Source organism: Rhodococcus sp. USK13 (genome assembly GCF_018343855.1).
Taxonomy (GTDB): Bacteria; Actinomycetota; Actinomycetes; order Mycobacteriales; family Mycobacteriaceae; genus Rhodococcus_F; species Rhodococcus_F oxybenzonivorans.
Genome location: NZ_CP069242.1, coordinates 6,403,309 through 6,428,739, shown reverse-complemented (window position 1 = coordinate 6,428,739; position 25,431 = coordinate 6,403,309). Strand labels below are relative to the sequence as shown.

The 25,431-nt window shown below is 63.9% G+C and carries 20 protein-coding genes and 5 pseudogenes; 15 read left to right on the top strand and 10 right to left on the bottom strand.

The annotated features are described in order from the left end of the window. Positions 1–2: 2 nt before the first annotated feature. The gene (locus JQT59_RS37390; RefSeq protein ID WP_249353995.1) at positions 3–1,127 is read right to left on the bottom strand and encodes an NADH:flavin oxidoreductase; all 1,125 of its coding nucleotides are present in this window, start codon (positions 1,125–1,127) and stop codon (positions 3–5) included. Between the two features lie 681 nt (positions 1,128–1,808). Here JQT59_RS37390 and JQT59_RS32220 point away from each other — a divergent pair. Next, on the top strand, positions 1,809–1,991 hold the full coding sequence (locus tag JQT59_RS32220) for a hypothetical protein (RefSeq protein ID WP_213573455.1): 183 nt from the start codon (positions 1,809–1,811) through the stop codon (positions 1,989–1,991). A 14-nt stretch (positions 1,992–2,005) separates the two neighbouring features. Here JQT59_RS32220 and JQT59_RS32215 read toward each other — a convergent pair whose 3' ends face one another. The 4 genes from JQT59_RS32215 to JQT59_RS32200 all read right to left on the bottom strand — a co-directional run bounded on the left by JQT59_RS32215 (position 2,006) and on the right by JQT59_RS32200 (position 7,175). Then, a complete protein-coding gene (locus JQT59_RS32215) occupies positions 2,006–2,917 on the bottom strand; it encodes an MBL fold metallo-hydrolase (RefSeq protein ID WP_213573454.1) in 912 nt (303 codons plus the stop codon). 305 nt (positions 2,918–3,222) lie between these two features. Next, positions 3,223–5,007: an AMP-dependent synthetase/ligase gene (locus JQT59_RS32210; protein ID WP_213578279.1), complete on the bottom strand. Its 1,785-nt coding sequence runs from the start codon at positions 5,005–5,007 to the stop codon at positions 3,223–3,225. A gap of 427 nt (positions 5,008–5,434) precedes the next feature. Then, positions 5,435–5,920, bottom strand: a complete 486-nt coding sequence (locus JQT59_RS32205; protein ID WP_213573453.1) for a tautomerase family protein — start codon at positions 5,918–5,920, stop codon at positions 5,435–5,437. 337 nt (positions 5,921–6,257) lie between these two features. Beyond that, on the bottom strand, positions 6,258–7,175 hold the full coding sequence (locus JQT59_RS32200) for an alpha/beta hydrolase (RefSeq protein ID WP_213573452.1): 918 nt from the start codon (positions 7,173–7,175) through the stop codon (positions 6,258–6,260). A gap of 535 nt (positions 7,176–7,710) precedes the next feature. Here JQT59_RS32200 and JQT59_RS32195 point away from each other — a divergent pair. Next, positions 7,711–7,891: pseudogene (locus JQT59_RS32195) on the top strand (IS701 family transposase); the annotation flags it as partial. 140 nt (positions 7,892–8,031) lie between these two features. Here the strand turns inward: JQT59_RS32195 and JQT59_RS32190 are convergent. From JQT59_RS32190 to JQT59_RS32185, 3 pseudogenes are all read right to left on the bottom strand, one after another. Beyond that, positions 8,032–8,202 (bottom strand): annotated as a pseudogene (locus tag JQT59_RS32190) (transposase); the annotation flags it as partial. 347 nt (positions 8,203–8,549) lie between these two features. Further along, positions 8,550–8,643: pseudogene (locus JQT59_RS37385) on the bottom strand (hypothetical protein); the annotation flags it as partial. 176 nt (positions 8,644–8,819) lie between these two features. Beyond that, positions 8,820–9,092: pseudogene (locus tag JQT59_RS32185) on the bottom strand (nitronate monooxygenase); the annotation flags it as partial. A 508-nt stretch (positions 9,093–9,600) separates the two neighbouring features. Here JQT59_RS32185 and JQT59_RS32180 point away from each other — a divergent pair. The 8 genes and pseudogenes from JQT59_RS32180 to JQT59_RS32150 all read left to right on the top strand — a co-directional run bounded on the left by JQT59_RS32180 (position 9,601) and on the right by JQT59_RS32150 (position 17,631). Continuing rightward, positions 9,601–10,419 (top strand): SDR family oxidoreductase, encoded by an 819-nt coding sequence (locus tag JQT59_RS32180; RefSeq protein ID WP_213573450.1) that lies wholly within the window; start codon positions 9,601–9,603, stop codon positions 10,417–10,419. Continuing rightward, positions 10,416–11,231, top strand: a complete 816-nt coding sequence (locus JQT59_RS32175) for an enoyl-CoA hydratase-related protein (RefSeq protein ID WP_213573449.1) — start codon at positions 10,416–10,418, stop codon at positions 11,229–11,231. Before JQT59_RS32180 ends, JQT59_RS32175 begins: the two co-directional genes overlap by 4 nt. Further along, on the top strand, positions 11,209–12,462 hold the full coding sequence (locus tag JQT59_RS32170; RefSeq protein WP_213573448.1) for an acyl-CoA dehydrogenase family protein: 1,254 nt from the start codon (positions 11,209–11,211) through the stop codon (positions 12,460–12,462). The genes JQT59_RS32175 and JQT59_RS32170 overlap by 23 nt, the downstream gene beginning before the upstream one ends. A 1-nt stretch (position 12,463) precedes the next feature. Continuing rightward, the gene (locus JQT59_RS32165; RefSeq protein ID WP_213573447.1) at positions 12,464–13,246 is read left to right on the top strand and encodes an SDR family oxidoreductase; all 783 of its coding nucleotides are present in this window, start codon (positions 12,464–12,466) and stop codon (positions 13,244–13,246) included. Then, on the top strand, positions 13,239–14,273 hold the full coding sequence (locus tag JQT59_RS32160) for a phosphotransferase family protein (RefSeq protein ID WP_213573446.1): 1,035 nt from the start codon (positions 13,239–13,241) through the stop codon (positions 14,271–14,273). Before JQT59_RS32165 ends, JQT59_RS32160 begins: the two co-directional genes overlap by 8 nt. Positions 14,274–14,275: 2 nt before the next feature. Next, positions 14,276–14,409, top strand: a pseudogene (locus JQT59_RS38510) (IS3 family transposase); the annotation flags it as partial. A gap of 266 nt (positions 14,410–14,675) precedes the next feature. Then, the gene (locus JQT59_RS32155; RefSeq protein WP_213573445.1) at positions 14,676–16,022 is read left to right on the top strand and encodes an MFS transporter; all 1,347 of its coding nucleotides are present in this window, start codon (positions 14,676–14,678) and stop codon (positions 16,020–16,022) included. A 178-nt stretch (positions 16,023–16,200) separates the two neighbouring features. Next, positions 16,201–17,631 (top strand): MFS transporter, encoded by a 1,431-nt coding sequence (locus tag JQT59_RS32150; protein ID WP_213573444.1) that lies wholly within the window; start codon positions 16,201–16,203, stop codon positions 17,629–17,631. A 361-nt stretch (positions 17,632–17,992) separates the two neighbouring features. On the opposite strand, the gene JQT59_RS32145 is transcribed toward JQT59_RS32150, so the two are convergent. Then, entirely contained in the window at positions 17,993–18,643 is a 651-nt protein-coding gene (locus JQT59_RS32145; protein WP_213573443.1) for a TetR/AcrR family transcriptional regulator, read from the bottom strand. Positions 18,644–19,117: 474 nt separating this feature from the next. Continuing rightward, the gene (locus tag JQT59_RS32140) at positions 19,118–19,756 is read right to left on the bottom strand and encodes a TetR/AcrR family transcriptional regulator (protein WP_213573442.1); all 639 of its coding nucleotides are present in this window, start codon (positions 19,754–19,756) and stop codon (positions 19,118–19,120) included. Positions 19,757–19,902: 146 nt separating this feature from the next. Between JQT59_RS32140 and JQT59_RS32135 the strand changes: the two genes are divergently transcribed. From JQT59_RS32135 to JQT59_RS32115, 5 genes are read left to right on the top strand one after another with little or no spacing between them, the layout of a single operon-like run. Then, positions 19,903–21,120, top strand: a complete 1,218-nt coding sequence (locus JQT59_RS32135) for an acetyl-CoA C-acetyltransferase (RefSeq protein ID WP_213573441.1) — start codon at positions 19,903–19,905, stop codon at positions 21,118–21,120. Positions 21,121–21,140: 20 nt separating this feature from the next. Beyond that, positions 21,141–21,872 (top strand): SDR family NAD(P)-dependent oxidoreductase, encoded by a 732-nt coding sequence (locus tag JQT59_RS32130; protein WP_213573440.1) that lies wholly within the window; start codon positions 21,141–21,143, stop codon positions 21,870–21,872. Positions 21,873–21,903: 31 nt separating this feature from the next. After that, positions 21,904–23,700, top strand: a complete 1,797-nt coding sequence (locus JQT59_RS32125; protein WP_213573439.1) for an acyl-CoA dehydrogenase — start codon at positions 21,904–21,906, stop codon at positions 23,698–23,700. Positions 23,701–23,717: 17 nt separating this feature from the next. Continuing rightward, entirely contained in the window at positions 23,718–24,479 is a 762-nt protein-coding gene (locus JQT59_RS32120; protein ID WP_213573438.1) for an SDR family NAD(P)-dependent oxidoreductase, read from the top strand. 42 nt (positions 24,480–24,521) lie between these two features. Beyond that, complete coding sequence (locus JQT59_RS32115) at positions 24,522–24,977, top strand: MaoC family dehydratase (protein WP_213573437.1); 456 nt, start codon at positions 24,522–24,524, stop codon at positions 24,975–24,977. Positions 24,978–25,431 lie beyond the last annotated feature (454 nt).

The window sequence follows — 25,431 nt, the reverse complement described above, 5'->3', positions numbered from 1 at the left end:
CCTCAGTGAAGGGTCTCGAGGAGTGCCGCGTCGTACGGTTCGGCGTCTTCGAGCCGCCCGTCGAGCGCCTTGCGGGCCCACTCGGGGTCGGCGATCAGGGCACGTCCTACCGCGACGAGGTCGAATTCATCACGTTCGGCACGGTCGAGAAGTTCTTCGATACTCGTAACGGCTGACCGGTCCGGACTTCCAGCCGGACCCACGAACTCCTTGTCGAGACCGACGGATCCGACTGTGACGGAAGCCCTCCCGGTGACGTTCTTGGCCCAGCCAGCCAGGTTGAGGTTGCTGCCTTCGAACTCCGGAATCCAGTACCGTCGAGTGGACGCATGGAAGACGTCGACACCTGCGTCGGAGAGAGGTGTTAGGATCGCCTCCAATTCCGCGGGTGTCTCGGCAAGACGGGCGTCGTACTGCCCGGTCTTCCACTGCGACAGTCGGAAGAAGACCGGGAAGTCAGGCGCGATGGATTCCCGGACGGCCGCGACGACCTCGGCGGCGAAGCGGACCCGGGAGGCGAGGTCACCGCCGTAGGAATCCGTACGCTGATTCGTCCGTCCCCAGAGGAATTGATCGACGAGGTAGCCATGGGCACCGTGCAATTCGACGCCGTCGAAGCCGAGCTCCTGCGCGGCGGCAGCGCCGGTCGCGAAAGCGCCGATGACATCGTCGATATCGGCGGTGCTGAGGGCAACCCCCGCCGGCAAGCCATCGAGGGCGAGGCCGGAGGGTCCGACGGGCGGCGCCGTACGGACGGGCCCGACCCCCTCGGTACGCGTGGAGCCGACATGCCAGAGCTGCGGAATGATCTTTCCGCCGGCCTCGTGGACGGCCGATGCGACACCGCGCCAGCCAGCGAGCGATTCTTCGCCCCAGAAACGCGGGACCCGGTCGCTGGAGCCCGACGAGGGGTGCTGGACCAAAGTCCCCTCGGTGATGATCAGGCCGACATTCGCGGCGGCCCGGCGTGCGTAGTACTGCGCCACGTCGTGGCCGGGAACTCCGTCTGGGGAGAAGAACCGTGTCAGCGGAGCCATGACGATGCGGTTGGGCACGGTGAGCTTGCCGACGCTGAAGGAGCGGCCGAGAACCTGCGCAGTACGTACCGCATCTGACGCGATGGACATTCGTTCCTCCTGGTTTCGGGGCGACTCGAGGTCGAAAGCGACGTGATGGTTCGGAAATCCCGATGCGCTTCTCGGCGTCGAACACGATGTAGGCCATTCTGCCACCACAAGAGAGAGATGGCTCGCTCTCTTGTGGTGAGTTTGCCCACTCGGCTTTTCGGCGAACGCGAACAGACGACTGGGCCGTGAATATCAAGTACCTCGAGCCGACTTTCACCGCGGTATTCCTCAACGCGCTGCGCGGTCTCGACCCGGACGGCCAGCCGGATGCCGCGTTTCGGGGTCGGGAATTGGCGCGCAACGCCGCGATCGGCGAGCCGGCCCTGTCCACCGGGCACAGGTTGCAGGAGTTCAGGTTCCTACTGGTCTATGAGATTCCGGCACTGCCGGCTCATCGCTCACCGTCGCCGATCCCGTTCCCAATGATGGTCGCCAGCGCGACAGCGCCGACCTGGCGGCAATGCGCGAGCCTTGCGACACCACAGCCCTGTACGGGGATAGGCGAGCAATGCGCCGCTCAAAAAAACGGCGGTCGGTCCGTCACAAAGGGTCGGGACCCGGGACCGTTCCGGCGGAACGGCGCGCCTCGATGTTGAATCGGACCGTTGGTCCGTCAAGGGACTTGTAGAGTCCCGGTTCGCTGTGAACTGTGTAGTTGATGCGTCGGTTGCGAGCGAATGGATGGAGAATGAACTCCTCATCGGCGCGGAGTCCCCGGTCGTCTGCGTCGGGGCCCGGACGGTGCGGCGCGGTGTGCACCCGCGCCGCACCGTCCGGGTCGTCACTGCCGTCCACAACAAGCGCACGGACAGGCTTCACGCTGCCGATCTCGCGGTCCGTCTCGAAGGAGTTTCGAACCTTTGAGCGTCGACGAGGGGTCAGCTGGGCGACTGTTGGCCGGAGGGCGCGCCAGCCGTGGTTCGCATCTCTATCGCACTGAAGGCCGAGAACGTCAGGGTCCATACGTTGCCGTGGTGCGGGAACTTCGCCGACACGATGCCGATGAGGTCTCGAGCATCCTTCGCTACATTGTACGCGGCCGCGAATTCTTTGATGTAGGAACGGGTTTGTTGAATCATCGTGTCGACTGCGTAGTCGTCGCCGTCGGGTCGACGGTGTCCGGCGACGATCATTCGCGGCTTTAGGTTCTCCACGACGTCGACGGTTCCGAGCCAGTCCGGCCATTCGTCGGCTGTCGACAACCCGAGCATGGGGTGGATCTCGTTGTAGATCGCGTCGCCGGCCACAACAGCGTCGATGGCCGGTATGTGCACGATCGTGGTGGGGCTGATGTCGGCTTGTTCCACCTCGATGATCTTCAGCGGCGAGCCGTCGACGAAGAACGTGTCACCGTCGAACGGGTCGGGAAGAGCGTTACCTGTCACGACCGTGTCGCCGAACATCTGTCCAAACTGTTCGGCGTACTCCTCTTGATTCTCTTTCATGGCCTCCACGATGTGCGGCAGCGCAATGCATTTCGCATCGGGGAACCGTTCCATCAGCGGGCCGATCCCGAGGTAGTGGTCGGGATGTGCATGGGTGACGTAGATCGTGGTGAGTGTTTTTCCGGTGCGCTCGATCAGATCGCCGAGGTCCCGGACGTCCTCTTTGAGATATTGGGCATCGATGAGTACTACTTCGGTAGGACCGCTCACGATGGTGGACGTGCAGGGCGGGAAGGTACCGGTTTCCGGCCCCGGGAACGGGCTGGGAAATTCGGGCCACCTTCCGACGTACACCGTCGCGCGAATTGGCGGTGCGACCGCAGTGGGGTGAGCGTCGATGGTCATGTGTCCTCCAGAGGTTCGGGTTTGGTTGCCTTGGCGGCCGTGGTCTGCCGGCCAGCGCTATGGATGAGAGTAATCTCTATCACACTCAAAAAGCAAGGGGCCCAGTCCTTTCGCATATCGCGGGGACCTGAGTACACACCGCTTTGATGTTGCGTCACAGTGCCCGTCGGACAGGATGGTGAAGGGCCACCGGGGGTGGAACGGCAGAACGAAACTGCCCTTCTCGGGTTGGAAGTCACCACCGGCACGACTCGTTCGTCGACGGGTGTTCGTGCGTTCAGCGTCGCCCCTCGTGCCGGGCACGTTTATGTCGAGTAGAGGTCGTCGATCTGAGTGGCGTACTTTGTCGTGATATTCCTGCGTTTGATCTTCATCGTGGGTGTGAGCACGTCACTTCCGGGCAGCCAGTAATCCTCGACCACCCTGAACTTCTTGATCTGCTCCACCCTGGAAAGTTGAGAGTTCGCAAGATCGACCCCGGCTGCAACCTCGGCGATAACGGCGGGATCGCTTGCCGATCTCCCGGCAGCCGCGTCGGGGTCGAGGGTGATCAACGCGACGTTGTATAGCCGTCCGTCACCGATACAGGCGACCTGCCCGATCAACGGGCTGCTCGACCGCAACCGTGACTCGATATTCGCCGGGGACATGTTCTTACCGGCCGCATTGATGATGATCTCCTTCTTGCGATCGACGATCCGCACGTAGCCGTCCTCGTCGACCGTCCCGATGTCACCGGTATGGAGCCACCCGTCTTTATCGATCGCCTCGGCGGTCTGGTCGGGCTTGTTCCGGTAGCCACGCATGACGGTCGCCCCACGGACGAGCAGCTCCCCGTCCTCGGCGACTTTCACCTCGATTCCGGGCAGGGGTAGCCCCACCGTGCCCTCCCGGATGGCGTCGCGCGGATTGACGGTGATGGCAAGGGACGTTTCGCTCATGCCCCACACTTCGCAGATGGGAATACCGATTGCCGAGAAGAACGCGAACACGTCGCGGGGAGTCGGGGCCGATCCAGACAGGACCCAGTCTATTTTCTCCAAGCCCAGCATTCGACGAAACCTGTCGCCGATGAGCGCGGCCGCGACCGATGCCTGAATGTCGAAGATCTTGCCGAGGGAACGGTTGTCGCGTGCGGCCTGTGCCTTCTTGATCCCGATGTCGATGGCCCAGCGCAGCAGTGCGCGCCGTGCCCAGTTGGGGTCGGCCTCGAGCTGAGCCTCCACTTTGGCCTTGGCCTTCTCCCAGATACGGGGCACCGGCTGGAACACCGTCGGACGCACCTGCTCCACGACGTCCAGTATCTCGCCGCCGACCGGATGTGGCGTGACTGTGAATCCCCAGATCATCAGAGCGCAATAGTGCGCACCCCACCGATCACCGATGTGCGCGGAGGGAAGGAAGGAGACGAAGCGACCGCCCGGTGTGGTGGGCATTGCCTGCTGGAGCGCGCGAACTTGACTCATCAGGTTGTGGTGAGTGAGTTCTACACCCTTGGGTGGGCCTGTGGTGCCTGAGGTGTAGATGAGTGTCAGGAGGTCATCAGGAGCGACCGCCGACCACGTTGCGTTGAAATCGAAGTCCGGGTCGCCCGCTGCTTCCACGTCCTCGAGGCTGAGCGTCCCCTCCGGTGCGCCGTCGACCACGACGATCAGGTCGAGCGGGGTGCCGCCATCGCGCACGGCCACGAGGCGGTCGACGAACGCTCGCTCGGTGATCACGATCCGGTTTCCGGCATCACCGAACAGATATTCGATCTGATTGTGTGCGGACGTGTTGTAGATCGAGAACGGCAGGGCACCGAGGTGCATGGCGGCCAGGTCGACGATGTGAAACTCCGGCCGATTCGTGAGCATGATACCGACGGTGTCGCCGCGCCGAACACCCAGCGCCGCCAAGCCGGCCGTCAGGCGTCGGACTCTCTCCGAGAGTGCGGCGAACGTCAGTGAGACGCCTCCGTCGACAGTGCGCAGAGCGACTTGGTCGGCCCGCGCGGCTGCGGTGATCTGGAACGCCTCGCACAGGGTCGCAGCGTGTAGTGCGCGAGTAAACGCCTCGCCGGGATCGTTGGCGACTTCGAGTACGTGCATGTGTGATTTCTGCCTCTCCATGTGATCACCTCTACAATAGAGAGCGATCCCTATCATTTTATTGCCAACTGTGTCATGCCCCCGCCAGCGCAAACGTCCGGGCTATCGACCATGCGATGTCCGATGAGCCGCCCGTAACGAGCATGCGCGGAGCCGGAAAATGTTGATCGGGTCCAACTTTCGCCTCACACTCGAACATCGGCCACGACCACGACCACGCAAGCGCACCAGTTACGGCCAGGTCGGCATCCTTGGTGGTCTCGGTCGTGAGCGGTTGCCTACCGGTGGCCGGGTTGAGGGGCACGTAAGGCATCGGTTCTCGCCTTCTGCAGTTGCTCGAACGGGCCGACGGCCCGGGTCTCTGGGTGGCACAGAAGACCCGGGCCGGGATTACGGAGCGTTGGTCAGACTGTGGGTCGCTAGGTATTCAGCCCCTGGGATCGACCAACCCCACGATCTGGCCATCCGCGCTGAGACCGACCATTTCGGTCCAGTCGTACGGGGATGATTTGTTGTCCTTCATCCACCGCTTCTCCGCCGGTGAGCGGAACGGCGGCGGGGTGAGCCCGTCGACCCTCCACAGCTCGGCCGGCATCTCCCCGATGCTTATTTCCCAGTCGTGTCCCCGGCCGTCGAGCCAAGGCCTGATGGTCTCGGTCAGCATGTCCATGATGAACTCCTGCATCACCTTGCCGTCTATCGCTCGTGCGATGTGTTCCACCTGGAGGCGAACAAAGTTGTCGACGGCCTCGCCACCCCTGAACGCGTTCCTCTTCTCCACCTCGTAGAAGAACACGTCGCAGTAGAAGGCCGGCATTTCTGCCGCGTAACGAGCTGTGATGGCCTTCGCGAAGTCCTCCTTGTCCTGGTCGGTGTAGGCCCCAACAGGGTGGTGGATTCTCCAAAACGGCATGACTATTTCTCCTTTTGATTGTGAAACGAGTGCTCACACTTGTGGTGGCCACGCCCAGATCGGACGAAACCTTGTAATTCGGGATGCCGACCGCGCTCGCCGCGACATCGCAAGACGCTGGGCATCTTGTCGAGGGCCTCATGCACCGATGTAGTTGCCGTCGCAGCGCTTGGGTTGTTTCCTACTGCCACAGCACCTCCGCGACGAGCGGAACGGCGGCGGGGAGAACCCGTTGATCTTCCGGATCGGCCGGCAACTCGCTGATGATCGTTTCCCAGCCGTAGTCCCGCTCCGTACCCGCTTATTGCCAGGACCGCAGCGGGGTAGACCCCTGATGTCAGACCGATGCTGGGGCGACCTTCTGCGCCAGGTGTTCGAGGAACCAGTCGCGTGCCGCGCCCGAGGAGAGCTCGAAGGGGTGACCGGTGTATACGTCGAAGTGGCCGCCGGGGATCGAGACGAGACGTTTGGGTTCGGCCGCGGTCTCGAACGCCTCCTTGGCCCACTCGGCCGGCGTCACAACGTTGTCGTCCTCGGCAACCACCATCAGCAGCGGGGTAGGAGCGACGAACTTGAGAAACTGGCCTGGCTCGTAGTTCAGCTCCAACGAGCGCATCGTCACTTCGTTGCGCCACGCGGTCCCCTCGTAGGCAGAGAAGAACGCGTAGGCATCGGGCGTCGGCAGGGCTGCCGGCTGCGTCGGGTCCGCGGTGACCACCGGAATCATCGCCGGTGCCTCTCCTCGGGCTCGCGCAAGGCGATCGGCGGCCTGCCCGTCCCACGCGGCCTGCCAGAACTCCTTCGGAACGTTCGCCTCGAAGGCGCGCCGCATCGAGACCCCAGGCACCTGACCGCACACGGCCTTCACGCGGCGATCGATCGCCGCGACCACGAACGCGTTCCCGCCCGAGTAGCTCGAACCCCACACCCCGATCCGCGAGGCGTCGACCTCGGGCCGGCCCTGCGCGTAGGTGATCGCGTGCTGGCAGTCGTGGATCTGGTCCCACGGGTCGATCTCCTGCCGCGGCTTGCCCGGAGCCGTGTCCGAGGCACCGAACCCCCGGTGGTCATAGACCACGCAAGCGAACCCCGCGGCGCTGAACGCCTCGGCGTAGGGTTCGAGACCCATTTCCTTGGTACACGAGAACCCGTGCGTCAAGATGATGCACGGCACCTCTCCGGACGCGTCGTCAGGTCTGTAGAACCAGCCCCGCAGCGTCACTCCCTCAGCGTCGAACTCGATATCTTCACGCATCGGCTTCTCCATTCCAGTAGGTTCTTGTGGATTGCCTATTCAGGCAGTCGCCACGATCAGTTCTTCGGCGCTGTACGACGAGCTCCGGTTCTCCTCGAACCAGCGCCGCTCGACGGCCGACTCAGGCGGCGGCGGGCCAAAAATTCAAATGGTTCCTTCAACGGTGCAGGCGTTCTCCGGGGTGAACAACTGCCACAGCGGCATTGGTGTGCTCCTTCTATCAGACGGGCGGAAAAGTGTGCAAAACCACATTGCGCTCTGGGCTCGAGCATGCCCGCTGGGCCTGCTGCGGCACACGCGGGTATATACCTAGGTAGGTACCTGTTCAAGGGCCCCATCGTCGCCACGGCCGCGAGGCGGTGCCGGTGCTGCCGTGCTGGAGTAACGGGTCATGGTCTGCAGAGAACGACGACGGGACGGGTGCGGCGGCTCGGTATTTAGTACTGCAACGACAGTTTGCGACCGGGACCGTTGTGGTAAGTGATCCAATGTGCAGTCAGAGGTGCTGGAGTGGTCAGTGGGGTTCACCGCGTTCTGGGCGATCGAGGAGTGCTTCCGAACCACCAAGAACGAGACCGGACTCGATCACTACCAGATGCGTGCGTACTCGGCCTGGTACCGGCACATCACTTTGTCGATGACCTCGGCTGCCTTCCTGACGATCCTGCGCCGCGGCGCTCAACAAGGGGGATCTCCAGTCGGTGCCCGAGATCTAATACCGCTGACAGTCAACGAAATCCGGCGATTGTTTGGGCCGCGTCGCCTGTCCGGTCGAACACGCCCTCGTGCATGGCTGGCACCGATCGAACTGGCGCCGCGCCAGCCAGGCCGGAGCGCGCGCCAGCCACCCCAAACACCCCAGGCGCTCGGCCATCGGCTTCGTCGACTTGCGGCGCCCGTCGAGCATCAATCCGCGTGCGTACACCGCTGCTGTCGTCCGCTGATCCTTGCGCGTGAGCGACGAGAACACCTCATCGACAAACGAATCGAGACGTTCACCGACATCTGTCAGGGCTGCGGTATCCACCGCGACATCATCTCGAGAATCATGTCGAAACTCGAGCCCTCACGCCGGTGTCGTTCGAACCGCGCCGCCGGCACGGTTGCGACCAGCTCGTCTTGTGGAGCCTCCGGACTGCCTATTCGACGACTGTCGGACGATCGCCGACGTGACGGTCACCGGCCGGTACGCCATTCGATGTGCGATCGGGGTCGGCCGGTGGGTCGGCGAACGTGGTAGACCGGCGGTTCGACATCTCTGGCTACCGAGCGCCGCATCGATCTCACGGGAGGCGGAAAGCGCTTGTGCGGGTACAGCTTCCCGAATCGGCGACGCGATCGGTGAGCATGCTGATCGCCGAGCGGGCGAGTTCGTCGATCGGAAGAACGCCAGCCAGCCGGCACCGTCCTTGGACGAGGTCACCTCCACGCCCAGGATCTCGCGGTCCTCGGCGTTCACCCCGACCGCGACGGCTACTATCTCGCCGGACATTGGCTTCTGCAGAAGGCCGTCGACGCAGAGATCATCACCTGGAACAAAGCGGTGTGGGGGCACCACCTGATGCTCGGGATCGAACCCGAGAATAAGGACGACCTACGTCCCCGCGAACTCGTGATCAGTTACATGGTCTCGAAGGACAGGCCGACGATCACCTCGCGGTACTCGTCGTAGGGCACGGGGGTGAGCGTCGGGAGGATCGTGAGGTTGACGCCGAACGGGCGGTCGGTCATGGTTCGGCAGCGCGCGATCTCCTTGGCCAGCGCCTCGGGAGTCGGTTGGGTCAGCGCCGTGAGGAACCCGAGGGCTCCGGCGTTGGCCACCGGCGCGATCAGGTCGGCGGTGCCGACGGCGGTCATTCCACCGCACACGATGGGGTGCTCGATCCCGAATTCCTCGGTGAACCGTGTCGAGAGCATGGCGTCCTTTCATTCGTGCCTGAGCCCGGCCGGGCCCGTGCGTCCTCACTCCAACCACCCCACGGCCGACCCGGCGGGGGGCGCTCCGACGACCCGATCCGCCACGAGACGGATTGCCAGGAACTGTCGACGGGACGAGATGAATCCGTCTTGGCGGCCACAGGAAGTCAGGCATTGACCAGTCCGTCCTTGTGCTGCGCCGGTCATGCGATGTGGTGCAGGCTTCACGAGGACAGGTGTACCGACCTGCTCGGCCCGGGCGACCGGTGATGTAGATCGCCTCGCAGCGTCCGCGCTCGCAGCGCGACTTCGAAAAGACAGGAGCCTCGGCGGTGCTGGCTGCCTGTGCGAGACGCGCCTGCCCTTCCATTGTTGCCATTCGCCGCTACGATAGAGAACGATAACTATCACACCAATATTGCAAGCCTTGCACTTGAACTTGACGCCAGATTCGACTATACAAAAAAGGGACGCGAGTCACAATGCACGGCGAAGGAGAGGGAGCCTCGTGAAGGTTGCACGGAAGGTCGCCATCGTGACCGGCGGTGGAAACGGGATCGGCGGAGCGATCGCCGAACGTCTCGCCGAACAGGGTGCCAAGGTGTTGGTGGCCGATCTCGACCCGAAAGCAGCCACCGAGGTTGCGGACCGCATCAATGAACGGCACCCCGGATCGGCTCTCGCGGAAGGTGCGGATATCGCAGATTCCGAGCAGATTCGGCGCGTCATCGAGCGGGCAGAGACCGACTTGGGTCCGGTCGACCTCTACTTCGCCAACGCCGGCATCGGGGGAGCGCCGGGCCTCGACGCCGACGACGCCGACTGGGATCGGGCCTTCGATGTCAATATCCGCGCCCACATCCGCGCCGCCCAGCAGTTGGTGCCCACGTGGATTGAGCGCGGCGAGGGCTACTTCGTCACGACGGCGTCTGCAGCGGGCTTGCTCACCCAGATCGGCTCCGCCACCTACTCGGTCACCAAACATGCGGCTGTCGCGTTCGCCGAATGGCTGTCCGTGACGTACGGCGACCGAGGAGTCCAGGTGAGCTGCCTCTGCCCGATGGGAGTGGAGACCACGTTGATGCGCTCGGGTGAAGACTCGGGGGACCCGCTCGGCGTTGCGGCCACCCGGGCCGTGATCTCTGCGGGAGACGTGCTCCAGCCGTCGGAAGTCGCCGACATTGTGCTCGACGCCGTCGATCGCGAAACGTTCCTGATCTTGCCCCACGAGAGCGTCCTCACCATGTACCGGCAGAAGAGTTCCGACTACGACCGCTGGCTGCGCGGGATGCGCCGCTACCAGAGCTCGCTGCTGGAACACGCATGACGGGCGCGCACGAGGATTTCGTGCTCGCCGAGCGCCGCGGACAGGTGCTGGTTCTGACGTTCAACCGGCCGTCGAAACTCAACGCCTGGACGAACGAACTCGAGGACCGTTATTTCGATCTCCTCGACGCCGCCGAAGACGACCCGGACGTGCGTGCTGTCGTCGTGACGGGGGCAGGCCGCGGGTTCTGTGCCGGTGCCGACCTGACGGATCTGCAGACGGTGGGTGATGCCACAGACCTGCTGGATCGTCGGCCGCGTGACGTGCCGCTGCAGCTCCGCAAGCCGCTCATCGGTGCGGTCAACGGCGTCGCGGCAGGGCTCGGCATGGTCGAGGCGCTCTATTGTGATGTCCGGTTCGCCTCACCGGCTGCGTGTTTCACCACCGCCTTCGCTCAGCGTGGGCTGATCGCCGAATACGGCATCTCCTGGCTGCTGCCACGGTTGGTCGGACGGAGCCGCGCCGCGGATCTGCTGCTGTCGAGTCGGATGGTCGACGCAGAGGAAGCGCTGCGGATCGGACTCGTCGATCACCTGATCACCGACGGAAACGTGCTCGCCGCGGCGATGTCGTACGCCCAGCAGCTGGCCACGCAGTGCTCACCGACCTCGATGGCCGTGATCAAACAACAACTACAGACCGACGCGGACGGCACCTACGCCGACTCCGTGTCCCGCGCGGAAGGTCTGATGTTCGACTCCTTCCGAGGCGAAGACCTCGTTGAGGGTGTACAGAGCCACCTCGACAAGCGCACACCCACCTTTCCCTCCCTACCTACAAGGAGTTCCCGTGTCCCTGTTCGACATCTCTGACCGCGCGAAGAAGTACCAGGCCGATCTACTGGAGTTCATGGACTCCCACGTGTATCCCGCGGAGGCGGTGTACGAAGAGCAGATGCGCGAATCGGGCGATCCGCACTTCCAGCCGCCGATCCTCGAGGAGTTGAAGGCGGAGGCGCGTAGCCGCGGGTTGTGGAACCTCTTCCACCCCCATCCCGACTCCGGGCCGGGGCTGACGAACCTCGAGTACGCCCCGTTGGCGGAGATCATGGGCCGCAGCCACATCGCCCCGGAGGCGTGTAACTGCAACGCACCCGACACCGGGAACATGGAAGTGCTCGAACTCTTCGGCACCGAGGAGCACAAGGAGAAGTACCTCAAGCCGCTGCTCGACGGGACGATGGCCTCGGCATTCGCGATGACCGAGCCTGCGGTGGCAAGTTCCGACGCCACCAACGTCGAACTCTCGATGGTCCGCGACGGCGACGAGTATGTTCTCAACGGCCGGAAGTGGTTCGCCTCCAACGCGTTGCACCGCAACTGTAAGGTGCTCATCGTGATGGGTAAGACCGATCCGTCGGCGGCCCCGCACCGGCAGCAGTCGATGATGGTCGTCCCGATCGATGCGCCCGGAGTCACGGTGATGCGGGGTCTGCCGGTGTTCGGTTACCAGGACCGAGAAGGGCACGCGGAGATCGACTTCGCCGACGTCCGGGTTCCGGCCAAGGATGTGCTGAAAGGTGAGGGCGAGGGTTTCGCGATCTCGCAGGCGCGACTGGGACCGGGCCGTATCCACCACTGCATGCGGTCGATCGGGATGGCCGAGCGGGCGCTCGAGCTGATGTGCCGGCGGGCGTCGTCGCGGGTGACGTTCGGGAAACCGGTCAGCGAGAACGCCAATATTCAGGATTGGATTGCCGAGGCCCGGATCGAGATCGAGATGATCCGATTGCTCACGTTCAAGGCGGCTCACCTCATGGACACGGTCGGGAACAAGGAGGCGCGCACCGAGATCTCGGCGATCAAGGTGGTGGGGCCGAACGTTGCGCTGAAGATCATCGATCGGGCGATCCAGGTGCACGGCGGCGCCGGGGTCACCGACGACTTCCCGCTCGCCATGGCCTGGGCGCACCAGCGCACACTGCGTCTGGCGGACGGCCCGGACGAGGTCCACAAGCGGTCCATCGCGCGCCAGGAACTCCGCCGGTACCGCGATTCGGCGCCGGCGTCCTCGACCAACGGCCACAAGGTTGCGGTGAGCTGACATGCCCGGACTCGACCTCACCGGACGCACCGCCATTGTTGCCGGCGCCTCCCGGGGCATCGGCCTCGCGGCCGCCCAGGCCATCGCCGCCGCCGGCGCGAACGTGGTGCTCACCTCTCGCTCGCAGGACTCGGCCGACGCCGCCGCAGCAACGGTCGGAGGAACCGCGATCGGCGTCGCCGCCCATGCCGTCGACGAGGACGCGGCCCGGCGGTGCATCGATCTGACCCTCGAGCGGTTCGGCAGCGTGGACATCCTCGTCAACAACGCGGGCACCAACCGTGCGTACGGTCCGACCATCGACCAGGACCACGAGCGCTTCACCAAGACCTTCGATATAAACGTGTGGGCGCCGGTGCTGTGGACTGGGCTCGCCACGAAGGCATGGATGGGTGAGCACGGCGGCGCCGTCGTCAACACCGCCTCGATCGGCGGGATGGCGGCCGAGGCGAACATCGGCGTGTACAACGCGTCGAAGGCGGCGCTCATTCACCTCACGAAACAACTGGCACTGGAACTTTCACCGAAGGTTCGGGTCAACGCCGTCGCCCCCGGCGTGGTGCGGACCAAGCTCGCCGAGGCACTGTGGAAGGAACACGAGTCGGCGGTGTCCGCCTCGACGGCCCTCGGGCGGATCGGTGAACCCGAGGACATCGGCTCGGCGGTCGCGTTCCTCGTCTCCGACGCCGCCAGCTGGATCACCGGCGAAACTCTGGTCATCGACGGTGGGCAGGTGCTCGGTGACGTTCTCCCGTTCCGGCAGGAGGTCCAGCTCGGTGTCTAGCGTGGGTATCGTCGGAATCGACACCGCCGCCGTGGCCCGATGGTTGCACACCACGGGCGTCGATTACACGGGCACACTGACTTTCGACCGGATCGGTCTCGGTCAGTCGAACCTCACCTACCTCGTTCGCGACAGCGTCGGTGGGCGGTGGGTGCTGCGGCGCCCACCGCTGGGGCACCTCCTTGCGTCGGCACACGACGTGGCCCGTGAGGCCCGAATACTCTCCGCACTGCAGGACACCGCGGTGCCGACCCCGCGGGTGTTCGGCTTCACCGACGACCCGGCGGTCTCCGACGTGCCGCTGCTGCTGATGGAATTCGTCGAGGGGCAGGTGGTCGACCGGACATCGGTGGCGCAGGCCCTGACACCCGAGCGGAGGCGATCGATCGGCCTGTCTCTGCCCCGCACGCTTGCGAAGATCCATGCGGTCGACCTCGAGCAGACCGGGCTGATCGATCTGGCCAGCCACAAGCCGTATGCGCAGCGTCAGCTGAAACGGTGGGCGGGGCAGTGGGAGAAGTCGAAGACCCGCGAGTTGCCCGCCCTCGACGATTTGACGCGTCGGCTCGTCGAGTCGGTCCCCGAACAACACGAGCTGACGTTGGTGCACGGAGACTTTCACCTGAGCAACGTGATCACGTCCACCGACACCGGCGAAGTCACCGCGGCACTCGACTGGGAGTTGTGCACCCTGGGCGATCCCCTCGCCGATCTCGGCAGTCTGCTCGCATACTGGCCCGAGCCCGGGGAGACGTTCGGTGGTGAATTGCCCGCTTCCACCCTCGACGGCTTTCCCGACCGGGCCGAGATCGCCCAGGTGTATTTCGACGAGACCGGGCGCGATCCGAAGGACCTCGGATTTTGGCATGCGCTCGGCCTGTGGAAGGTTGCGGTCATCGCCGAGGGTGTCATGCGCCGAGCGCGCGACGAACCGCAGAACAAAGCAGCAGCAGGAACGCCGACGGTGGAGCGTATCGACGCGCTCGTGGCAAAGGCGTGCGACATCGCCTCTCGAGCCGGAATTTGACTCGGGTTATGGGCTGGTGAGTGATGACTGCCAAGACCACGCCGTTGGTCAGCGGCGTTCTCGGCCAAGCACTGTTCACCTGCAGAAAACTGATTTCCGATTCACCTCAACAGGTTTGAGGAATCGCTCGGATGCTAGCCGTCGAGGTTGAGTGGGAGACCACCGAATGGAGTCGGTCCGCTGTTCAACACGGACCGACTCCATTCGTCAATCGATTAATTTCCACCGAACGACTACGACACGCGCTATCTTGAACAGCGCGCCCCACCGCCGCCTCGATACTCGAGATGGCCTGAATGAAGTCTCCACTTGATCCAGGGCGGATCAATCCGCATATCGGAAATCAGGGCGATCGCAGCTATGCACACATGTTTAGACGCCAACGCAGAGTGAGAAAGACGAATGACGAACCGGCACAACGTACCTGAAACGGACGAAGTAGCGAAAAGACGAAAAATACGCGGCCTGGCCGCCGCGTCCACGGGAACAATCGTCGAGTACTACGACTTCACCGTGTACGCCTATCTTGCAGTGGCAGTGGCTCCGTTGTTTTTCCCCGGAAGTGATCCGACTGCTGCATTGTTGGCCAGCCTGGCCGTTTTTGCGTCGGCCTACCTCATGCGTCCTCTCGGCGGCATCTTCTTCGGTCGAATAGGCGACCGCAGCGGGCGGAAGACGGTGCTGCTGCTGTCCGTGCTGCTTATGGGAGCATCAAGTCTCTTGATGGCCTTTCTTCCGACGTATGAGACCGCAGGCATTGTCGCGCCCATTCTGCTCGTGCTTGCCCGTCTCGCTCAGGGATTCTCGGCCGGCGGCGAATTCGGCGGCGCCATGACGTATGCCTACGAGATAACAGGACCGAAGCGGAAAGGGTTGGCGGCATCCTTCGTCTTCCTGGGTGTAACTGGGGGTTTTGCGCTAGCTGCAATCTGCGTTGGTTCGGTGTCGAGCCTGCTGTCCGCGTCGCAGATGGCGTCGTGGGGTTGGCGCATCCCGTTCCTGTTGGGCGTTCCCCTTCTTGCGATCTGTCTATGGGCTAGAAGCAAAATCGACGATAGTTCCGAGCACGAAAAGTCTATTCAGGATGGCGCGGTGGAGAACTCTCCACTTCTGACATTACTCAAGACACAGACCGTGAGAGTCCTTCAATCTCTCGGTATTTCGATCCCCGCCAGCGCCTGCCTGTATATGATTTTCACCTACCTCGGTATACATCTCGTGAGGGAAAATGATCTGGGGACCAGCGAAGTTGCATGGATCTCAGCAGGCATTATTGCCTGCATTACTATCCTGATGCCAGTGTACGGGTTGATCACCGACCGTATCGGGGCGCTCAAGGCCTATACAGGTGGGATTATCGCGTGCATCGTTTTGGTCTTCCCGGTTCTCCACCTGACAGCGACGGGAAGTCGAACTGTTGCGATCGGTTCCTTCCTGGTGTTTGGACTGGCAATGGCGATAGTGGTCGTAGCAGCATCGGCCGTCTTGCCATCTCTATTCGACTCGCGCACACGAGTAACCGGTGTCGCTCTGGCCAATAACTTCGCGAATCTCGTGACCGGCGGAACGGCGGCCTACGTATCCACATGGCTGATCCGAGAAACCGGTAGCGCTGTATCCCCTGGATTCTTTATCACTGCTTCCTGCTTCTTCGGTTTCGTTGCTCTGCTCTCGATCAGGAGAGCAGCATCGACGATCAAGAACTCCCAAGTCATGCGGTCCGTGCCTGCATCTTCGGTCGACTTATGACTTCTACACACCCTTCGTGCGTGGGGCGAAGGACGCATCTGTCTTCGACCGTCGAACGAGGAGAACAACAAAGGCAGTGACGAGTGTGGGACTGCCTTCGCCTCTCAGTGCGACAGGTGTTGATGAGCGGAAAGACAGATGCATGTGCTAATTAGTTGATGCGAAATGGTCGTGATTGATGTCCGTGAACGTACTTGCTCCGCCTGTCACCGGTAGTACCCGTAGCCCTGCTCTCATCACGGCGACGCTCGCCGGATGCGGCGTGGTCTGCTCGTTCATGCAGACGCTGATGGTCCCACTCGTTCCCGAACTTCCGCGGTTGCTCTCGACGAGCCCTTCCAATGCGTCGTGGATCGTTACCGCCACGCTCCTGGCGGGCGCCGTCTTCACCCCGATCTCGGGACGCCTCGGCGACATATTCGGTAAGAAGAGGGTGGCGCTCGTCCTGCTCGGCGCGATCTTGGTCGGCTCGCTACTGGCGGCAGTGACTACCACCCTTATCCCGATGATCGTGGGTCGAGCCTTCCAGGGTGCCGGCCTGGGCATGATTTCGCTGGGAATCGGCATGCTGCGCGATACCATCCCGCCCGAGCGACTGGGCCGGTCCGTTGCGTTGATGAGCTCCACACTGGGAGTGGGTGCGGCCGTGGGAATGCCGCTGTCGGCGTTCGCTACACAGCATTACAACTGGCACATGTTGTTCTGGATGTCGGGAGCGCTCAGCGTCCTCGGTGCGGGTGCGCTGTGGGTGATCGTGCCGGCGGGTCCACGGCATCGGGACATGCGCTTCGACGTTGCGGGGGCACTCGGCTTGGCCGTCGGGCTCACGGGACTGCTGCTGGCGGTCTCCAAGGGCAGTGATTGGGGCTGGACCGCCGCGCCGACCCTCGTCTGCGCCCTGGGAGGACCACTCGTGCTGGTGGTCTGGGGGCGATACCAATGGCGCTCACTTAGTCCGCTCGTCGATCTACGCGTCAGCATCCGTCGTCCGGTGCTGCTGACGAACCTCGCCTCGATCGCTGTCGGTTTCGGCCTGTTCGCGTCGTCGGTGGTGCTGCCGCAACTGCTCGAGATGCCCGCCGTCACTGGGGTCGGGCTGGGGCAGTCGATGGTGGTGGCGAGCTTGTGCATGGTCCCGACCGGTCTGATCATGATGGCCGTCTCGCCGCTCGCCGCACGGGTCTCCGAGGCCCGCGGGCCCCGCACCAGTCTGATCATCGGCGCTGCGACGATCGCGGCCGGATATGGTGTGGCACTAGTGTTGATGACGCAGGTGTGGCACATCGTGCTCGTCGGCTGCTTCATAGGGGTCGGGATCGGTTTCGCGTATGCGGCGCTGCCGACACTGATCATCCACTCGGTTCCAGAGCATGAGACTGGTGCCGCCAACGGCTTGAACACCTTGATGCGGTCGATCGGTACCTCCACCGCCAGTGCTGTCGCCGCCGTGCTCCTCGCGCAGAATGTGGTGGCGGTGGGCGGCCACGAGTACACCACCGCAACTGGTTTGCGCCTTGCTTTCGCGGCGGCTGGACTCGCGGCGTTGGGAGCACTCGCCATCGCCTGGTTCCTGCCGCGGCGCGAAAGGAGTATCCCGACGCAGGCGTAGCAGTCATCTCTTCTGTGCACAGAAACTTGCAGGTAAGCGGCGAAGTCGCCCGACTCTTGCTGGAATTTCCTGCGATGGGCTGGTGCCGAACTGCGCCGTGTCAACGGCGTATTGCGCGCGGCGAGCGCGTTTTTGCGTCCGAGATCAACCCGCGTCATCCCGGTCGTGGGGAACGCCCGAGATCTCACAACTGCCGAACACGCTACCAAAGACTGTCCGCCCACCACCCGGTGTGGAAGGCGGGAGCACCGTGGGGCTTGCATTCACCGAGGAGCACGACGACGTGCGTGAGTTCGTCCATTCCTCCTAGGCCAGCACGTAGGCGCCAACCAACTCGACGCACTCCCGAGGCGAATGGCTGTCAGCTCTTGTCGGTGGCTTCCCGCCTGGAGGGGTGATGCTCGATGCGCAACCCATTGCACCACAGCCGCGTCGCAGTGTAGACGAGCTCCTCGAAGTCGACTCTTTCGTTGAGCACGAAGGTGGAGAACGCAATCCTGCTCGTCATACCGGAGAGCGCGCGCGAGGCCATCACGGAATCGAGGTCGGGATCGGCAAGACCTCGCGCCTGGAGATCCTTGATCCCAGAAGCGTTGCGTTCGATGAAGACCCGGCTGCGAGCCTGCCGCAACTCCCGGACATTGGGATCGATGTTCGCCACCTGCTCGAGCAGCTGCATGAGCTTCGCGTTGCGGCGGTAACTCTCGAAATAGGCACGATTGCTCGCCTCGATGATCGCGGCCGGGTCATCGACCCCATCGACGTGCTCCATCCCGGGGTGGAGCATCTCGTTCTTCGTCGCTTCCATGACAGCGGCGAAGATCCCCTCCTTGTCGTTGAAGTACGTGTAGAAGGTCCCGGTGGAGCAGCTGGCTTCGGCGGTGATGTCGGTCAGCCGAGCGGCGAGATAGCCGTCGCGCTCGAAGATGACCCGCGCAGCGTCGACAAGGGCTTGGCGGGTGCGGATGCCCCGGCGTGTCACCGGTGGCCTACGAGCGGTGTCTTCGGTCACGGACGTCCTTGGTCGGTGTAGCCGCGCTCGTCGCCGCCGAAGAAGGTGGCGTGGTCCGGGGTGTTGAACGGTCCACTGGTGGTGAGGCGGGGGGTCGGGGTCAGCCAGGAACAGTCCGCCGAAGGAGATCATGTCAGTGGTGCCGTCCTCGATTAGTGACAGCTCGCTCGTACCTGTGACCGCGTTCGGGGTGGACGGGTTGAGGATGAACGTTCCGTTGAACCGTTTGCGCGGATCGAGAGTGAGGCCAACGATAGAGAACGATCACTTTCATGTCAATGATCGGCGGTGCCAGCACGTTGGCACTCAGGCAACGACAATCTGCTGAACCGGTCCAGCCGCATTGCCGAACCCGCCGGCGATGACGGAGATGAAGGAGCGGTTGGCGGACGCCACCGCGGGGCTGCTCTCCGGCGCAGCTCTCGCCAACTTCGGTGACAGCCATTCTCGAATCCTGCAGTCCAGCAGCACGTGTCAAGAAGGCTTGTCGAGGGGTTGCCGGTCGGCGCACCCGACCATTCGAAGGGCAAGTTCGACGTAGCGAGCCGCGATAATGCGTGGGTCGGAGTAGGCGCGGGAGGGGAACCACCTGCTGACATCGACGCCGAGGGACGTGATCGCCAGCGCGGCGGCCTCGATGTCGAAGGGGTGAAAGTCGCCTGCCGTTGCGCCGGCTTCGACGATCCGCTTGAACACCTTCGTGGTGGACCGGCGGATGTCCGCAATGATTGCGAAGTGCACAGGCGAGAGCGAACGTAGTTCGTACTGCGCGACTCGGGCGCTGGCGCGGTTGTCCGCGTGCCAGATCACGTAGGCCGTCACGGTCGACGTCAGCCGTTCGGGCGCCGCGACGTCGGGACTATCGGCGGCGGTGATGGCCGCCAGTACCGAATGGTGGCCCTCGAGGCTGATGGCGTAGAGAAGGGATTCCTTGGTCTTGTAGTGGGGGTATACGGCTCCTGGGCTCATGTCGAGGCTGGCGGCGATCTCCCGGGTAGTGGCGGCGCCGTACCCCTTTGCGGCGAACACCTCGATGGCCGCGGCGCGTATCCGCGCAGCGGCTTTCGAGGTACCCAGTTCGCTGACCGCTCCGGTTGGTGGTGCGTCCGTCACGCTGTTGCCTCTCGGTTGGCGGGGGTTGACATGTCTCCTCCGACACGGTCAGTATATGCAGACGCATAGTAAATATGCGTTTGCATATTTTTTGCTACAAGGCTTTCCCATCACGTCGCCATACGACCCGCACCCAGGAGTTCCTCATGCCCGAGGCTGTCATCGTTTCCATTGCCCGTTCGCCGATCGGTCGCGCCATGAAGGGATCGCTCAAGGGCATGCGCCCGGACGACCTGGCCGCGCAGATGGTGCAGGCGGCGCTCGACAAGGTGCCCGCCCTCGATCCCACCGACATTAACGACCTGCTTCTGGGTTGCGGGCTGCCCGGCGGTGAGCAGGGCTTCAACATGGGCCGCAACGTCGCCGTCCAGTTGGGCTACGACTTCATTCCCGGCACCACCATCACCCGGTACTGTTCCTCGTCTTTGCAGACCACCCGGATGGCGCTGCACGCGATCAAGGCCGGCGAGGGGGATGTGTTCATTTCCGCCGGTGTAGAGACGGTGTCCCGGTTCACCGCGGGCAGCGCCGACTCGCTGCCCGACACCCAGAACCCGCTCTACGCCGACGCCCAGTCCCGCACCGAGAAGCTCGCGCAGGGCGGCCAGCAGTGGGTCGACCCCCGGCAGGAGGGACTGGTCCCGGACACCTACATCGCGATGGGCCAGACCGCCGAGAACGTCGCCCAGATCACCGGCATCACCCGCGAGGAGCAGGACCGGTGGGCGGTGCGCTCACAGAACCGGGCGGAGGCGGCCATCAACAGTGGTTTCTTCGAGCGGGAGATCACCCCGGTCACCCTGCCCGACGGCACCGTCGTATCGAAGGACGACGGCCCCCGCGCCGGCACCACCTACGAGGCCGTGTCGCAGCTGAAGCCGGTGTTCCGGCCGGACGGCACCGTGACCGCCGGCAACGCGTGCCCGCTCAACGACGGTGCCGCCGCCCTGGTGATCATGTCCGACACCAAGGCCAAGGAACTGGGGTTGACCCCGCTCGCGCGGATCGTGTCCACCGGGGTGTCCGGGCTCTCGCCGGAAATCATGGGGTTGGGCCCGATCGAGGCCACCAAGCGGGCCCTGGCCATCGCCGGGATGGGGATCTCCGACATCGACCTGTTCGAGATCAACGAGGCGTTCGCCGTGCAGGTGCTGGGGTCGGCGCGGGAACTCGGCATCGACGAGGACAAGCTGAACGTCTCGGGCGGTGCGATCGCCCTCGGCCACCCGTTCGGCATGACCGGTGCCCGGATCACCGCGACCCTGCTGAACAACCTGCAGTCCAGCGACAAGCAGTTCGGCGTCGAAACCATGTGCGTCGGCGGCGGTATGGGCATGGCCATGGTCCTCGAACGCCTCAGCTGAGAAGAAAGACAGGAAACACGATGGGCAACATCACGTACGACTTCACCGGCAAATCCGTCATCGTCACCGGCGCCGCCCGCGGCATCGGCCAGGCCCTGGCCCGCCACTTCGCCGAGGCCAAGGCGACAGTGTTCATGGTGGACTTCGACAAGGACGAACTCGACAAGGCCGCCCGCGAAATCGGAGCCATCGGTATCCCCGCCGACGTCAGCGATACCGGTGACGTCGAGAACGTTGTCTCTACCGTGATCGCCGAGACCGGGCGGGTGGATATTCTGATCAACAATGCCGGGATCCTGCGCGACAAGGTGCTGTGGAAGCTGACCGACGAGGACTGGGACCAGGTCCTGAATGTCCACGCAGGCGGCACGTTTCGGTTCACGAGGGCCTGTGTTCCGCATTTCCGGAGCCAGGAATTTGGGCGGGTCGTCAACATCACCTCCTACACCGGGCTGCACGGCAACCGCGGGCAGGCCAACTACGCCACCGCGAAGGCCGGGATCATCGGGTTCACCAAGACCGCCGCGAAAGAGCTCGCTGCTTTCGGGGTCACCGTGAATGCGATCTCTCCGAACGCTGCGACCCGGATGACCGCCTCCATTCCGAAGGAGAAGATCGCCGAGGTCACCGGTCCGATCTCGCGGTTCGCCGATCCCGCCGAGATGGCCGACGCCATCTGCTTCCTCGCGTCGGAGGAAGCCGGCTACGTCACCGGCGTCGTCCTCCCGGTCGACGGCGGCATCTCCATCTGAGCGAGCTCACCTTTGAACGGAACTGATTCTCATGACTGATGTACTTTCTCGCCGCGATCTCGATTTCCTGCTCTACGAGTGGCTCGACGTGGTCGCGTTGACCTCGCGTAAACGCTTCGCCGAACATTCGAAGGACACCTTCGACGCGGTGCTCGACCTCAGTGCGGACCTCGCGCACAGGCATTTCGCCACCCACAACAAGAAGGCCGACGCGCACGAGCCGACCATGCGCCCGGACGGCACCGTCGAGATGATCCCGGAGGTCAAGACGGCGCTCGACGCTTACGCGGCGGCCGGTTTGATCGCCGGATCATTCGACGAGAGCGTCGGCGGGATGCAGCTGCCCACCACGGTGGCGCGAGCGGCGATGGCCTGGTTCCAGGCGGCTAACGCCAGCACCTCGTCCTATCCGTTCCTGACGACCGCCAACGCAAATTTGCTCGCCAAGTACGGCACCGAGCAGCAGATCGACGACTACGTCCGTCCGATGCTCGAGGGCCGCTGGTTCGGCACCATGTGCCTGTCCGAGCCGCAGGCCGGATCATCATTGGCGGACATCACCACCCGCGCGGTCCGCCAGGACGACGGCAGCTACCGGGTCACCGGAACGAAGATGTGGATCTCCGGTGGCGATCATGAACTCAGCGAGAACATCGTGCACCTGGTCCTGGCCAAGACCCCGGGCGGCGGCCCCGGCGTCAAGGGCATCTCACTGTTCATCGTGCCCAAATATCTCCCCGGCTCCGACGGCGGGCTCGGCGACCGTAACGATGTGACGCTGGCGGGTCTCAACCACAAGATGGGCAACCGCGGCACCACCAACACCCTGCTCGTCTTCGGTGACGGTACCCACACCCCCGCAGGCGATGCCGGGGCAGTCGGCTTCCTGGTCGGCGAAGAACACCGCGGCCTGTCCTACATGTTCCACATGATGAACGAGGCTCGGATCAGTGTCGGGTTCCTCGCGATCGCCCTCGGCTACGTGGGATACCGCAAGTCGCTCGAGTACGCGACGGTGCGGACCCAGGGCCGCCCTCTCGGAGCCAAGGACCCCTCCTCGCCGCCGGTGCCGATCATCGAACACGCCGATGTCCGCCGCATGCTGCTGGCGCAGAAGTCCTACGTCGAGGGCGCGCTCGCGCTCGGCCTCTACTGCTCGCGGTTGGTGGACGAACACGACACGGCCGACGATGCGGCCACCGGCGACCAGGCGACGTTGCTTCTCGACGTGCTGACTCCCATCGCGAAGAGCTGGCCATCGCAGTGGTGCCTCGAGGCGAACAGCCTCGCGATCCAGGTGCACGGCGGTTACGGCTACACCCGCGACTACGACGTCGAACAGTACTACCGCGACAACCGATTGAATCCGATCCACGAGGGCACGCACGGGATCCAGGGGCTGGATCTGCTGGGCCGCAAGGTCATCATGCAAGACGGTGCCGGGCTGCGGTTAGTCGGATCGAAGATCGCTGCCACCGTCGCGCGGGCTCGGTCTCTCGGTGGCGACGCCACCGGTTACGCCGACGCCCTCGACACCGTCTGGAACCGGGTCGTCGACATCACCGCCGCCTTGTGGGCGGCCGGTGACGCGGCGGCCGCGCTGGCAAACTCGTCGGTTTATTTGGAGGCGTTCGGACACACGGTCATCGCGTGGATGTGGCTCGAACAGCTCATCGCCACCGAGGGTAAGAGTGGTGACTTCTATAACGGAAAGCGCATGGCAGCCCGCTACTTCTACACCCACGAGGTACCCAAGGTCGGCCCGCAACTCGATCTGTTGGCCAGCGGAGACCGGACCACTCTCGACATGAACCCCAGCTGGTTCTGACCCAGGAGACATCACACATGAGTGTGCTCGAGAAATTCCGCCTCGACGGCCGCGTCGCCATCGTCACCGGCGCCTCGTCCGGCCTCGGTGTGGCCTTCGCTCAGGCCCTCGCCGAGGCCGGCGCGGACATCGTCCTCGCAGCGCGCCGCGTCGACAAACTAGACGACACAGCCGCACTTGTCCGTGCCACCGGCCAGCGGGCACTGCCGGTGGCTACCGACATCGCTGATCCGGATCAGTGCGCCGCTCTGGTCGACGCGGCAATGACCGAGTTCGGCCGCGTCGACGTTCTCGTCAACAACGCCGGCGTCGCCACCGCCCACCCCGCCACCCGCGAAACCCCGGACCAGTTCCGCTCGGTGATCGACATCAACCTGGGCGGCTCCTACTGGACCGCCCAGGCGTGCGGGAAGGTCATGCAACCCGGCAGTTCCATCGTCAACATTTCCAGCGTCCTCGGGCTCACCACCGCCGGTCTGCCCCAGGCCGCCTACAGCGCCAGCAAAGCCGCAATCATCGGTCTGACCCGAGATCTCGCCCAACAATGGGGCAGCCGCAAGGGAATTCGCGTCAACGCGCTCGCCCCGGGCTTCTTCGCCTCCGAGATGACCGACCAATATCACGACGGTTACCTCGACAGCCTCGCGTCACGGATGGTGCTCGGGCGCACCGGCGATGCCGCCGAACTCGCCGCCACCCTTGTCTGGCTCGCCTCCGACGCCGCCGGGTACGTAACCGGACAAACACTCGCCGTCGATGGCGGTATCACCATCACCTGATCGCACCGTACCCACAAGCCCATCGCGTCGAAAGTAGCCACCATGCCCACCACCACCGCAGTCGACGGGTTGAAGAGCCTCGTCGGCACCACACTGGACCCCAGTGATTGGTTCGAGATCACTCAAGGTCGAATCGCCACTTTCGCGGACGCCACCGACGATCACCAATGGATCCATATCGACCCGGAACGGGCCCGCAAGGAAAGTCCGTTTCGCGGTACCATCGCCCACGGTTACCTCACCCTGTCGTTGCTCAGCGTCATGTTCGCGCAGGTTCTTGAAGTTCAGGGCACGTCCCTGGCGGTGAACTACGGCCTGAACAAGGTCCGGTTTCCGGCCCCCGTCCCCGCGGAATCGAAGGTCCGGCTCGTGGCCGAGATAGTTTCGGCCGAGGACATCAGCGGCGGCGTCCAGATCGTGTCCGCAGTGACCGTGGAATGCAGCGCCACCGACAAACCCGTCTGCGTCGCCGAACCGCTGTTCCGATACTACCGTTAGCCCCATGCTGCAATGAGTGCCGCTGCCGTTCATGCCGAGTGTTGTTCAGCGCACTCGGCATGAACGTCCGCGGTTACCCGGTCACTATCATCCCTCGGTGGTGTTCCCGGGACACGCTCGTGGCGGCGGGATATTCCCGATGGTCATGGCGGGCCTGGGTTTCGCGCGACATGCAGTCACACACGGCAAGCCCGCCGCCATCGTCATCCGCGGCCGAACTCAGGCGACGACCTTGCCACCATCACCGTCGAAGTCGGGTGCGCGAGTGCTCTGACGACGCTGGCCGAATACCCTGACGGTGGCCCGTCTTCGGCGAGTTGCAGACGAGACGCGAAAGCGGCCCGACAAAAACCAACCATCAGACCCGCCGCTCGGTGGGCGCGGTATTGCTCCGGGAGCACCACCGAGTGTTGGACGTGGCCGGGATAATCCGGACGCTTACGGTCTGCTTCCC